At 52.6% G+C, this 12,116-nt stretch carries 11 protein-coding genes; 7 read left to right on the top strand and 4 right to left on the bottom strand.

What is annotated here, in order from left to right; genetic code table 11:
* Positions 1-23 precede the first annotated feature (23 nt).
* Both ABVM99_RS05725 and ABVM99_RS05720 read right to left on the bottom strand, forming a co-directional pair.
* Positions 24-1,253, bottom strand: a complete 1,230-nt coding sequence (locus ABVM99_RS05725) for an amino acid permease (protein ID WP_017441098.1) — start codon at positions 1,251-1,253, stop codon at positions 24-26.
* A gap of 141 nt (positions 1,254-1,394) precedes the next feature.
* Positions 1,395-1,850, bottom strand: a complete 456-nt coding sequence (locus ABVM99_RS05720) for a multidrug/biocide efflux PACE transporter (RefSeq protein ID WP_001519547.1) — start codon at positions 1,848-1,850, stop codon at positions 1,395-1,397.
* A 103-nt stretch (positions 1,851-1,953) separates the two neighbouring features.
* Between ABVM99_RS05720 and ABVM99_RS05715 the strand changes: the two genes are divergently transcribed.
* From ABVM99_RS05715 to ABVM99_RS05690, 6 genes are all read left to right on the top strand, one after another.
* The gene (locus tag ABVM99_RS05715; protein WP_020839089.1) at positions 1,954-2,817 is read left to right on the top strand and encodes a LysR family transcriptional regulator; all 864 of its coding nucleotides are present in this window, start codon (positions 1,954-1,956) and stop codon (positions 2,815-2,817) included.
* A 122-nt stretch (positions 2,818-2,939) separates the two neighbouring features.
* Positions 2,940-4,118 (top strand): acetyl-CoA C-acetyltransferase, encoded by a 1,179-nt coding sequence (locus ABVM99_RS05710; protein ID WP_000665979.1) that lies wholly within the window; start codon positions 2,940-2,942, stop codon positions 4,116-4,118.
* A 429-nt stretch (positions 4,119-4,547) separates the two neighbouring features.
* Positions 4,548-5,384 (top strand): 5-dehydro-4-deoxy-D-glucuronate isomerase, encoded by an 837-nt coding sequence (gene kduI, locus ABVM99_RS05705; RefSeq protein WP_000383274.1) that lies wholly within the window; start codon positions 4,548-4,550, stop codon positions 5,382-5,384.
* Between the two features lie 56 nt (positions 5,385-5,440).
* Positions 5,441-6,202: a 2-dehydro-3-deoxy-D-gluconate 5-dehydrogenase KduD gene (kduD, locus tag ABVM99_RS05700; protein ID WP_000602497.1), complete on the top strand. Its 762-nt coding sequence runs from the start codon at positions 5,441-5,443 to the stop codon at positions 6,200-6,202.
* 353 nt (positions 6,203-6,555) lie between these two features.
* The gene (araE, locus tag ABVM99_RS05695; protein WP_000253650.1) at positions 6,556-7,974 is read left to right on the top strand and encodes an arabinose-proton symporter AraE; all 1,419 of its coding nucleotides are present in this window, start codon (positions 6,556-6,558) and stop codon (positions 7,972-7,974) included.
* Between the two features lie 112 nt (positions 7,975-8,086).
* Positions 8,087-8,794 carry an aspartate/glutamate racemase gene (locus ABVM99_RS05690; RefSeq protein ID WP_000848633.1) on the top strand — a complete coding sequence of 236 codons (708 nt, stop codon included), beginning with the start codon at positions 8,087-8,089 and terminating at the stop codon, positions 8,792-8,794.
* Here ABVM99_RS05690 and ABVM99_RS05685 read toward each other — a convergent pair.
* Positions 8,766-9,701 carry a LysR family transcriptional regulator gene (locus tag ABVM99_RS05685; RefSeq protein ID WP_000741798.1) on the bottom strand — a complete coding sequence of 312 codons (936 nt, stop codon included), beginning with the start codon at positions 9,699-9,701 and terminating at the stop codon, positions 8,766-8,768. The two genes, ABVM99_RS05690 and ABVM99_RS05685, sit on opposite strands and share 29 nt — an antisense overlap.
* Positions 9,702-9,818: 117 nt before the next feature.
* Here ABVM99_RS05685 and lysA point away from each other — a divergent pair, with 117 nt between their 5' ends.
* The gene (lysA, locus tag ABVM99_RS05680) at positions 9,819-11,081 is read left to right on the top strand and encodes a diaminopimelate decarboxylase (protein WP_023194900.1); all 1,263 of its coding nucleotides are present in this window, start codon (positions 9,819-9,821) and stop codon (positions 11,079-11,081) included.
* Positions 11,082-11,090: 9 nt separating this feature from the next.
* Here the strand turns inward: lysA and ABVM99_RS05675 are convergent, their stop codons facing one another.
* On the bottom strand, positions 11,091-12,113 hold the full coding sequence (locus ABVM99_RS05675) for a LacI family DNA-binding transcriptional regulator (RefSeq protein ID WP_072101824.1): 1,023 nt from the start codon (positions 12,111-12,113) through the stop codon (positions 11,091-11,093).
* Between the last annotated feature and the right edge of the window lie 3 nt (positions 12,114-12,116).

The following is a 12,116-nucleotide window of genomic DNA, read 5'->3' as shown; positions in this document are numbered from 1 at the left end:
TTATATCCCGGCTATCTTTTACTTTAGCCGAAAAACATCACCGATACGCAAAGTAAACCGACGACCAACGTAATGAAATTGCCTACTGAACGGTAGGGTTTCAATGCCGGTATCAGGTACGTTGACAACGTGGGCATAATAAACAGAATCATCGCAATGAGCGGGCCGCTAATAGCATAAATCATAGAGATGGCATTCGGGTTAATACAGCAAATAATAAACGTAATCCCGGAGACCAGCATGATAGACAGCGCGCGATTGAACGCCCGGCTTTTTTTCACGCCAACCTGCTGTAGGGTGGTTCTTACCATTTCGGTTGCGCCCTCGATGACGCCGAAATAGGTGCCGAGGAAAGATTTCGACATGGCCACGACGGCAACGATAATACCGGAAATAGAGAGCCAGGCCGGCGCATTGGGCATCATCGAGAGCGCGGAAAGGATGGTAACGCCTTCGTTGCGCGCGTCTTCAATGTATGACGGCGGAATGGAGAGCAGGCAGCTAAAGACAAAGAATAGCACGCTCAGGCAGATAATCAGGTAGGCGACCTTCATGATCTTTCTGCATTTATCCATGGCCTGCTCACCAAAATTTTCCCGTCTGTCGATGGCAAACGTCGAAATAATGGGCGTATGGCTAAAAGCAAAAACCATCACCGGAATAGAAATCCATACCTGGTGCAACGTGTGACTATCCAAAGACATCTGCCCGGTCAGTAACGAGGGTTGCCAGCTTCCGGTTAAGTAGAGCGAAAGGAACAAGAAGTAAGCGATAAGTGGAAAGACTAAAAAGCCCATTACGCGAAGAGTGGCATGTCTTCCCATTAAGAAAATCATATTCAGGATAAGTACTACGCCGAAGCTAACTGCCATCCGGATGCGAATATCTATCTGAATATGCTTCGCTAATTGCTCTGTCAGGGAATTGGTAATCGCCACAGCATAAATTAATACCACGACAAAAAACGCAATGAAATAAAGCGTGGTAATAATACTGCCGATTTTCTTGCCGTAATAATGAGTAACGGCGCCAGTAATTCCCTCACCGGCAGAAGTCTTTGAGGAAAGAATAAACTGACACAGCGCCTTATGCGGCCAGTATGTCAGAGGCCAGGCGACCAGCGCGGTAATAAATAGCACGATTGCGCCTGCCGATCCCAACTGGATGGGAAGGAAAAGAGTGCCTGCGCCTACAGCCGTTCCGTATAATGCAAAACTCCAGAGAGTCTCATCTTTTGACCAAATTTTAGACATTATTTGAATTTATCAACTATAAAACACACAAAAAGAAGCGCAATTTACCATAAATAGCGTCAGTTGGGGGCGTTTTAAGCAGATGGATGTCGTGGAGGCGGAGGGCCGGGAGCGTTGCGATCCCGGCAAAAAAGAGCAATATCATGCACTAACGCGCTGTTGGCGGCGGGTCACTATTCGCTGGCGTAAAACATCGTATGCCCAGTTGTACAGCATCGTGTACGGCAAAAAGAACAGGAAGAAACCAATTTCCAGGGTGAATGCTTGTAGCAGGCTGACATTCAGTACCCAGGCGACAATACTCACACCAATGACAATAAACCCACTTTCAAATCCTAACGCATGGAGTGCGCGCACTTTGGCGGTTCGTCTCACCTGATGCGCGGGCCACAGTCGATCAAACAGAGCGTTATAAATGATATTCCAGATCATGGCCGTCGTTGCCAGCAATATCGTCAGGCCGCCCATCTCCAGCACCGAGCGCTGCATTAGCCAGGCGGTCGTTGGCGCCAGTATCGCAGTCGCAATACCTTCAAAACAGACAGCATGGAAAATACGCTCCGGCAGCGAGCGACGTTGTATGGCGTCATGTTGCATAAACGAAAAAACCTTACTCTTAATCAAGCTAAAGAAATTTCCGGTATTTTATCGTTTAATGTGATACCTAAAAGATAACATCCATCGATAAAGTAGATAGGTTATGCGTTACTCACCTGAAGCGTTAATGGCATTTGTTGAGACCGTCTCTTGCGGTTCGTTTTCTGCGGCGGCGCGCCGCCTGCGTAAAAGCCAGTCCACCATTAGTACCGCCATTGCGCATCTGGAGGCGGATCTGGGATTTTCATTATTTGATCGATCATCGCGCCAGCCCGTTCTGACCGAAGAAGGAAAACGGGTGCTTAGCTATGTTCAGGCTATTTTATCGGCGAGCGACCGCCTGGATGAGGTGGCGCTGACGTTATCCGGCGAGACGGAGGCAAGGCTCACGTTCGTCCTCTCTGATACCCTGCACCCTGACAGTCTGGAAGAGTTAATGGCGCAGTTTGATCGTCAATTTCCGCATACCGAGTTTGAATGCTTGATCGGAGAAAATGATGATGTCATCGACCTGCTGCAAAAAGGGCGTGCCCAGATAGGCCTGATTGAAGCGCGTGATGACTATCCCACAGACATTGGCGCGGCGCGTCTGCCTGTTCAAAGCTGGATGGGGGTTTATGTGGCGACCACGCATCCGTTGGCGTCACAGACGAACCTGCAATGGGAGCAACTGCATACCTGGCGCGAGCTGCGTCTGAATACCTACCTTGACTCTAACGCCAACATTACGCGCGGCCCGGCCTGGTCAGCGCCAAACTATTTATTACTGTTGAGCATGGCGGTTCAGGGATTTGGCTGGTGCGTATTGCCCTGCGCGCTGGTGGAAGAGTTTGCGGCGGAAAAACCGCTGGCGCAGCTGGATGTTCCTGGCTGGCCGAGGGCGATTGCTATTGATTTGCTGTGGAACAAGAAAACGCCGCCCGGAACGGCGGGGAACTGGCTTCGCTACCATTTGCAGCAGAAATAAGCTGCGTCACCGTCAAATCAGCGTCATTTCCTTTGTGATAAAACTCACTTTTTTTAAACAATCAAGATAACTAATTTTAACAATGCTCTACTATGGCGGTGTCATTTTGCGCTGAGGTGGTAATGAAAGAGGTTGTGATAGTGGGGGCTTTACGGACACCCATCGGCTGTTTTCAGGGAACGCTGGCCCGTCATTCCGCCGTCGAGCTGGGGAGCATGGTCGTAAAAGCGTTAATTGAGCGCACCGGCGTGGACGCTAACGCTATCGATGAGGTCATCCTCGGTCAGGTGCTGACGGCTGGCGCCGGGCAGAATCCGGCGCGCCAGTCAGCCATCAAAGGAGGGCTGCCGACTACCGTTTCCGCTATTACCATTAATGACGTTTGTGGTTCCGGTTTAAAAGCGTTGCACCTGGCGACGCAGGCTATTCAGTGCGGCGAAGCGGACATTGTTATTGCGGGCGGGCAGGAGAATATGAGCCGTGCGCCGCATGTCCTCAATGACAGCCGTACCGGCGCGTTGCCTGATGCCGACAATCTGGTGGATAGTCTGGTACATGATGGCTTATGGGATGCCTTCAACGATTATCACATTGGCGTGACGGCAGAAAACCTGGCGCGGGAATATGGCATCAGCCGCGAGTTACAGGATGCTTATGCGCTCAGTTCGCAGCAAAAAGCCAGGGCCGCGATTGATACCGGACGTTTTAAAGATGAGATTGTCCCCATCGTCACGCAACGTAATGGGCAGACCGCAATTGTCGATACGGATGAACAACCGCGGGCCGACGCCAGTGCGGAGGGGTTAGCCCTGCTGCATCCGGCGTTTGATAGTTTAGGTTCGGTGACGGCGGGTAATGCCTCCTCAATCAACGATGGCGCCGCCGCGGTGATGATGATGAGCGAGGCGAAAGCCCAGGCGCTGGGGCTGCCGGTGCTGGCGCGCATCCGCGCGTTTGCCAGCGTCGGCGTCGATCCTGCGCTAATGGGGATTGCGCCGGTATATGCTACCCGGCGCTGTCTGGAGCGTGCCGGTTGGCAACTGGCGGAGGTCGACCTTATCGAAGCCAACGAAGCGTTTGCCGCCCAGGCGTTGTCGGTAGGAAAAATGCTGGAATGGGATGAGCGACGGGTAAACGTTAATGGCGGCGCGATTGCGCTGGGGCATCCTATTGGCGCTTCCGGCTGTCGAATTCTGGTTTCACTGGTGCACGAAATGGTTAAACGCGACGCGCGAAAAGGCCTGGCGACGCTGTGTATCGGTGGCGGCCAGGGCGTTGCTTTAACCATTGAACGCGATTGATCCTGCGCCAGCCATCCTTTTTCTGCTTCATTATTCCGTCATAAAAAGCCCTCTATCACGAGGGCAAAGCCAGTAACAGAACCCCCTTTTTCGTTATAGCGCGGAACGTCTTGCCGCGTCGGGCATTGCAGACGCATACCGCTTTTAATTCAATTCGCACATCAGACCTCGTTCTAAAACAAGCTTCAATTTTTATCTGAGTAACCGCATACAGCACCTGGCGCACATGTCTGAAAATCATACAAGTGTATAAGTTTTAGCGCCGATCGTGATCGCTACAGCAGTTTTAAAAATAACCAACCATATAAATGAAACGTTGTTTTATTTATTATTGAAAACCTTCATCCAGGCGACTATGATGCCGTTAAATAAATCAAAACAGTGTTTTGATTTTATGCCATTGCGATCGATTTATCATTGGAGGGAAAAGTGGACGTAAGGCAAAGCATCCATAGCGAGCACGCTAAAACGCTGGACACCCAGGCGCTGCGACGCGAGTTTTTAATAGAAAATATTTTTGTCGCTGATGAATATACGATGGTCTACAGCCATATCGACCGTATTATTGTCGGCGGCATTATGCCCGTCAGCCATTCTGTTGAAATCGGCGGAGAGGTGGGTAAACAGCTTGGCGTTTCCCGGTTACTGGACCGCCGCGAGCTGGGCGTCATTAATATTGGCGGCGCGGGCGCCATTATCGTTGACGGGCAGCGCCATGACATTGGTCATCGTGATGCTCTGTATATTGGTAAAGGGGCGAAAGAGTTGGTCTTCGTCAGCAATGAGGCGAGCAGACCGGCGAAGTTTTATTACAACTGCGCGCCAGCGCATACCGCTTATCCGACGAAAAAAGTGTCGCCTGCCGACGTTGCGCCCGTCACCTTAGGCGATAACCTCACCAGTAACCGTCGCACCATCAATAAATACTTCGTACCGGATGTACTGGAAACCTGTCAGCTCAGTATGGGACTCACCGAACTGGCGCCCGGCAATCTATGGAACACCATGCCATGCCATACCCATGAGCGCCGTATGGAAGTTTACCTCTATTTCAATATGGAAGAAGACAGTTGCGTTTTCCATATGATGGGGCAGCCTCAGGAAACCCGTCATATTGTGATGCGTAATGAACAGGCGGTTATTTCCCCAAGCTGGTCAATACATTCCGGCGTTGGCACCAAAGCCTATACGTTTATTTGGGGCATGGTGGGAGAAAATCAGGTCTTCGATGACATGGATCACGTTGCGGTACAAGATCTGCGCTAGTCGCGACCGGTGATAACGCCTGTGCGTGACAGGCATGACAAAAATAAGGATTAACAATGATTTTGAATGCATTTTCTCTTGAAGGTAAAGTCGCGGTTGTGACGGGGTGCGATACCGGATTGGGGCAGGGGATGGCGTTAGGGCTGGCGGAAGCGGGCTGTGACATTGTCGGTATTAACATTGTTGAACCGACGGAAACTATTGCGCGCGTCACCGCTCTGGGACGTCGTTTTTTAAGCCTGACAGCCGATCTGCGTCAAATCGATGGCATTCCGGCGCTACTGGAACGGGCGGTGACGGAATACGGTCATATTGATATTCTGGTGAATAACGCGGGTTTAATCCGTCGTGAAGATGCGATTGATTTCACGGAAAAAGACTGGGATGACGTCATGAACCTGAACATCAAGAGCGTGTTCTTTATGTCTCAGGCGGCGGCAAAACATTTTATTGCCCAGGGCAACGGCGGCAAAATTATTAATATCGCGTCTATGCTCTCCTTCCAGGGCGGCATTCGCGTTCCGTCTTATACCGCGTCGAAAAGCGGCGTAATGGGAATAACGCGTCTGATGGCGAACGAGTGGGCGAAACACAATATCAATGTGAACGCCATCGCGCCGGGCTATATGTCCACGAATAATACCCAGCAATTGCGCGCTGATGCACAACGTAGCGCCGAAATTCTCGACCGTATTCCGGCTGGACGTTGGGGGCTACCGGGCGATTTAATGGGCCCGGTAGTCTTCCTGGCATCCAGCGCCGCTGATTATGTTAACGGCTATACCATAGCGGTAGATGGCGGTTGGCTGGCGCGTTAATCCGCTACTGACAAATGCGTTTCTGGGAAAGTCGACTCTTTGGCCGAAAAAACTGATAAAGCCCTGTCCTCGTACAGGGTTTTTTTATGATCTCATTAGCATAGTCCATATTGTGGGTTTAACTTAATCCATATATTGTTAAATAATAGCTATGATCAATGCTTTAACTTATTGAAATATTGGTGGTTTGAAAAAATACCCGGCAACGGCGTTAAATTTAAAAAGTGTAATATCCATCACATATCGCTATAGCGTAGCCATTTAATCCATATTTATGCCGTTTCCAGCCTGACACTTGAGGAAGAGTATCCCGTACTTTCAGGCTATGTCTTACTCTGTTGTGGCAGGAAAATATGGTCTCTATTAATCATGACTCTGCTTTAACGCCGCGTTCGCTTCGCGACACACGACGTATGAATATGTTTGTTTCGGTTTCTGCAGCGGTAGCGGGACTGTTATTTGGTCTGGATATCGGCGTTATCGCCGGGGCGCTGCCTTTTATTACCGACCATTTCGTACTGACCAGCCGGCTGCAGGAATGGGTCGTCAGCAGCATGATGCTTGGCGCGGCAATTGGCGCATTATTTAACGGCTGGCTTTCATTCCGGCTGGGGCGTAAGTATAGCCTGATGGCTGGCGCGATTTTGTTCGTGCTCGGCTCGCTGGGGTCGGCGTTTGCTTCCAGCGTGGAAGTATTGATTGGCGCCCGCGTGATACTGGGCGTAGCAGTAGGGATTGCGTCCTATACCGCGCCGCTTTATCTCTCTGAAATGGCAAGTGAAAATGTTCGCGGCAAAATGATCAGTATGTATCAACTGATGGTGACGTTAGGCATTGTGCTGGCTTTTTTATCCGATACGGCATTCAGCTACAGCGGCAACTGGCGCGCGATGTTGGGCGTGCTGGCGCTGCCTGCGGTGTTGCTCATTATTCTCGTGGTATTCCTGCCGAATAGTCCGCGTTGGCTGGCGCAAAAAGGTCGCCATATTGAAGCGGAAGAGGTGCTGCGTATGCTGCGCGATACCTCGGAAAAAGCCCGTGATGAACTGAATGAAATTCGGGAAAGCCTCAAACTCAAGCAGGGAGGGTGGGCATTATTTAAAGCTAACCGCAATGTTCGCCGCGCCGTGTTCCTCGGTATGCTGCTACAGGCAATGCAGCAGTTCACCGGCATGAACATCATTATGTACTATGCGCCGCGCATTTTTAAGATGGCCGGCTTTACCACCACGGAACAGCAAATGATCGCTACGCTGGTGGTCGGACTGACCTTTATGTTCGCGACGTTTATCGCCGTCTTTACGGTCGATAAGGCCGGGCGTAAACCGGCGTTAAAAATCGGTTTCAGCGTAATGGCGTTAGGGACATTGGTGTTGGGCTACTGCCTGATGCAGTTTGATAACGGTACGGCATCAAGCGGTCTCTCCTGGCTTTCCGTTGGGATGACGATGATGTGTATCGCCGGTTACGCGATGAGCGCCGCTCCGGTGGTGTGGATACTGTGTTCGGAAATCCAGCCGCTGAAATGCCGTGATTTTGGCATTACCTGTTCAACCACGACAAACTGGGTATCGAACATGATCATCGGCGCGACATTCCTGACACTGTTGGACAGCATTGGCGCGGCAGGTACATTCTGGCTTTACACCGCGCTGAATATCGCTTTTATCGGCATCACTTTCTGGCTGATTCCGGAAACCAAAAATGTCACCCTGGAGCATATCGAACGCAAGCTAATGGCGGGCGAGAAGCTAAGAAATATTGGCGTGTAATCCCCCCTCCCATGCCGGATAACGCCTGTTATCCGGCATGATGAAAAATAGACTGGAAACGGATGTGTAAGTTTGCTTCACTGCCATAATGCTTTACAAAAAGGAGAGCGCAGTGAAAACGATCGGACTGTTGGGTGGTATGAGCTGGGAATCGACTATCCCTTATTACCGTTTAATCAATGAAGGCATTAAACAGCAGCTGGGAGGCCTGCACTCGGCGAGCTTACTGCTGCATAGCGTAGATTTCCACGATATTGAAGTATGTCAACGCCGCGGCGAGTGGGATAAAGCGGGCGATATCCTGGCGCAGGCCGCGCAGGGGTTACAGCAGGCGGGCGCAGAAGGCATTGTGTTGTGTACCAACACCATGCATAAAATCGCGCACGTTATTGAATCTCGTTGTTCTCTGCCTTTCCTACACATCGCGGATGCTACCGGGCGAGCCATCGCCCGTCAGGGGTTGCATCGCGTGGCGCTATTAGGGACCCGCTATACGATGGAGCAGGATTTTTATCGCGGGCGGCTGGAACAGCAATTTGCGATTGAGACCATCGTGCCGGAGGCGGACGATCGGGCGCGTATCAATCAGGTCATTTTTGACGAGCTCTGTCAGGGGACATTCACTGACGCGTCGCGCCACTATTATTTACAGGTTATCGAACAACTGGCTGCGCAAGGCGCGCAGGGCGTTATTTTTGGCTGCACTGAAATAGGTTTGCTTGTTCCCCAGACGCAAAGCGCGCTACCGGTTTTCGATACCACGGCAATTCATGCCGCAGATGCCGTGAGCTTTATGCTTTCGTCATCGGCCCCAGAATAACCTCCAGCGGTTCGACCAGGCGCGAAAGATGCGTTTGTAAATGCTTACTGAAGGCGTCAACCAGCGCGGAGGCGGGGCGGTGTAGCGGGCGAATCAGGCTGACGGTAAAGGGCACGTCAATGCTGAAGCGGCGAACGGTGACGCCGCTGGCGGCATAGTCAAGCGCAGTCAGCGGGTTAACGATCGAAACGCCCGCCCCGGCGCGCACCATCGCGCAGACGGAGGCCGCGCTATGCGTTTCCACCACCATTCTGCGCTTCACCTGATGTTCGGCAAATAACGTATCCAATAACTGTCGATAGCTGTCCAGGCGGGAGAGGCTGATAAAGTTTTCCCCCTGAAAATCGTCTGGCGTCAGTACCGTTTTGGCGGCAAGCGGATGGTCGCAGGGCAGTACGCACACTTCATTTAGCGTTAGTAACTCGGTACGGGTTGTTCCTGCCGGGGCATGAAGCGTCTCCGTCAGCCCTAAGTCGTGGCGCTGGGCGGAGAGCCACTCTTCCAGCAACGGCGACTCCTGCGGCACAATATTCAGGCTGACATCCGGATAACGCGCCAGAAAAGGCGGTAGTAGCGGCGGCAAAAAGGATTGTGAAAAGACCGGCAGGCAGGCGATAGAGAGTTCGCCCTGACGGAACTCGCGCAGACTTTCCGCCGCGCTGACGATACGATCCAACCCATACCAGGAGCGTTGTACCTCTTCGAACAGGCGTAGCCCTTGCACCGTCGGATGTAAGCGCCCGCGTGTGCGCTCAAACAGCGTTAATCCCAGCACTTTCTCAAAACGCGCCAGCTCGCGACTGACGGTAGGCTGCGAGGTATGCAGCAGCCGCGCCGCTTCGGTGAGATTTCCGGCGGTCATTACGGCATGAAAAATTTCAATGTGACGTAAATTAACGGCAGCCATACGTTTCCCTGAATCATTTATCCCATATCATTTTTGCATAGACTGACGATAAAACGATATTTTTTATTCTTTCTAAGGTATGGCGTAATCGTTAAAAAGCCTGTTCCGGAGTTTGTTATGTCATTGCCGCATTATTACGCTGAAACTGACCTTAACGCTGAAAATTTGCTCAGATTGCCTGCTGAATTCGGCTGTCCGGTCTGGGTCTATGACGCGCACATTATTCGCCGTCAGATAGCCGCCCTGCAGCAGTTTGACGTCGTGCGTTTTGCGCAAAAAGCCTGTTCGAACATTCATATCCTGCGCTTAATGCGCGCGCAGGGCGTCAAGGTGGATTCTGTTTCATTGGGGGAGATCGAACGTGCGCTGGCGGCGGGCTACGATCCGCAAACGTGCCCTGATGATATCGTTTTTACCGCCGATGTGATTGACGCCGCCACGCTGGCGCGCGTCAGTGAACTGCATATTCCGGTCAATGCCGGCTCGGTAGATATGCTGACGCAGCTTGGTCAGGTTTCGCCTGGGCATCGCGTCTGGTTGCGCGTGAATCCTGGCTTTGGTCACGGCCACAGCCAGAAAACCAACACCGGGGGCGAAAACAGCAAACACGGCATCTGGCATAGCGATCTTCCGGCGGCGCTGGCGGTAATGCAGAAATACCGACTGAAACTTGTCGGTATCCATATGCACATTGGATCCGGCGTCGATTATGGCCATCTGGAGCAGGTTTGCGGCGCGATGGTACGCCAGGTGCTGGAATGTGGTCAGGATTTGGACGCGATTTCGGCAGGCGGCGGACTCTCGATACCTTATCGTGAGGGAGAAGAGCCCGTTGATACGCGCCATTACTATGGCCTGTGGAACGCGGCGCGCGAGCAAATCGCCCGCCATCTGGGACATGCGGTCAAACTTGAGATCGAACCCGGACGTTTTCTGGTGGCGCAATCGGGTGTGCTGGTAACGCAGGTGCGTAGCGTAAAACAGATGGGAAGCCGCCATTTCGTGCTGGTAGATGCGGGTTTTAACGATCTGATGCGCCCGGCGATGTACGGTAGCTATCACCGTATTTCGGCGCTGGCGGCGGATGGTCGCGCGCTTGAAAATGGCCCGTGGGTCGAGACGGTGGTCGCCGGGCCGCTATGCGAATCAGGCGATGTTTTTACGCAGCAGGAAGGGGGAATGGTTGAAACACGCGCCTTACCTGCGGTCATCCCCGGCGATTACCTCGTATTGCACGATACCGGCGCGTACGGCGCGTCTATGTCATCGAATTACAACAGCCGCCCGCTCCTGCCGGAAGTACTGTTTGACAATGGACAGGCGCGGCTGATCCGCCGTCGTCAGACCATTGAGGAGCTGTTAGCGCTGGAGATGTTCTGAAGCGCATCATTAGGCCGGACGTTGAAAAAACGGGCCCGCGGAGACAGACTCACGCAGAATCAGCGTGCCGGTAAAGGGTGGGATCGGGGCGACCGGCTCGCTGTTCGCCAGACGAACGGCCTGATCGATCGCGGTGGCTATCATATCCTCGATGGGTAAATAGACTGTTGAAAGCCCCGGTTCAAGCCAGGTTGCGCCCGGCGCATCGTCAAAACCAAACAGCGACACATCCTGCGGGATGCGTAATCCGGCCTGGCGCAGCGCTTTTGCTGCGCCCAGCGCCGTGTCATCATTACAGGCGAATAGCGCGCTAAACGTGACGCCTTCTTCCAGCAATTCCCGGCAGGCGTCATAGCCGCGCGTCAGCGTGTAATCGCCGTATTTCACTTTTGCCGGTTGCCAGGGAATACCATACTTTTCCAGCGCCTTGCGATAACCCGCTACGCGTGATGTGCCGGTGGGAGTATGAACAGGCAGCGTAATACAGGCGATATCGCGATGGCCCTGCGTAATCAGGTATTCCACCGCCTGGAATGCCGCCGTCTCCTGCTCGAAGAAAATAGCGCGATCGCGGGCCTGAGTGACGTTGCGATTAATAATCACCAGCGGCATTTCCGTGGCGTCAATCAACGACAAAATCGCCGGCTCATCCATATAGCGAGTGTAAAGAATAATAGCGTCGCACTGTCTGTCGGCCAGCATTTGTACGGCTTTCTGCTCTCGTTCCGGCGTATCGTGACCATCGGTGACGATCAACTGCTTGTTATGCAACTCCGCCTGGCGCGACGCCCGGCGCAACAAACTGCCGAAATAGAAGCCGTCAAACGTAGAGACGACCAGACCGATGCTGTTGCTGGTGCGATTCGCCAGCGAGCGTGCCAGCAGGTTGGGGCGATAGTCCAGAGCCTGCATCGCCGTAAACACTTTCTGGCGCGTGCTTTCTTTTACCTGCCCCGTCCCATTCAGCACTCGTGAGACGGTGGCCTTTGATACGCCCGCATGGCGGGAAACATCCAGCATTGTCGCCATCATGCT

It is taken from the genome of Salmonella sp. SJTUF15591 (assembly GCF_043356435.1).
GTDB classification, from domain to species: Bacteria; Pseudomonadota; Gammaproteobacteria; order Enterobacterales; family Enterobacteriaceae; genus Salmonella; species Salmonella enterica.
The sequence above is the reverse complement of the archived record's forward strand: the minus strand, read 5'-3'. Positions and strand labels throughout refer to the sequence as shown.

Coding starts and splice junctions, on each gene's coding strand:
- ABVM99_RS05675 (WP_072101824.1), bottom strand. CDS start 12,113: ATGATGGCGACAATGCTGGATGTTTCCCGCCATGCGGGCGTATCAAAG.
- lysA (WP_023194900.1), top strand. CDS start 9,819: ATGTCATTGCCGCATTATTACGCTGAAACTGACCTTAACGCTGAAAAT.
- ABVM99_RS05720 (WP_001519547.1), bottom strand. CDS start 1,850: ATGCAACATGACGCCATACAACGTCGCTCGCTGCCGGAGCGTATTTTC.
- kduD (WP_000602497.1), top strand. CDS start 5,441: ATGATTTTGAATGCATTTTCTCTTGAAGGTAAAGTCGCGGTTGTGACG.
- ABVM99_RS05685 (WP_000741798.1), bottom strand. CDS start 9,701: ATGGCTGCCGTTAATTTACGTCACATTGAAATTTTTCATGCCGTAATG.
- ABVM99_RS05725 (WP_017441098.1), bottom strand. CDS start 1,253: ATGTCTAAAATTTGGTCAAAAGATGAGACTCTCTGGAGTTTTGCATTA.
- ABVM99_RS05715 (WP_020839089.1), top strand. CDS start 1,954: ATGCGTTACTCACCTGAAGCGTTAATGGCATTTGTTGAGACCGTCTCT.
- araE (WP_000253650.1), top strand. CDS start 6,556: ATGGTCTCTATTAATCATGACTCTGCTTTAACGCCGCGTTCGCTTCGC.
- ABVM99_RS05710 (WP_000665979.1), top strand. CDS start 2,940: ATGAAAGAGGTTGTGATAGTGGGGGCTTTACGGACACCCATCGGCTGT.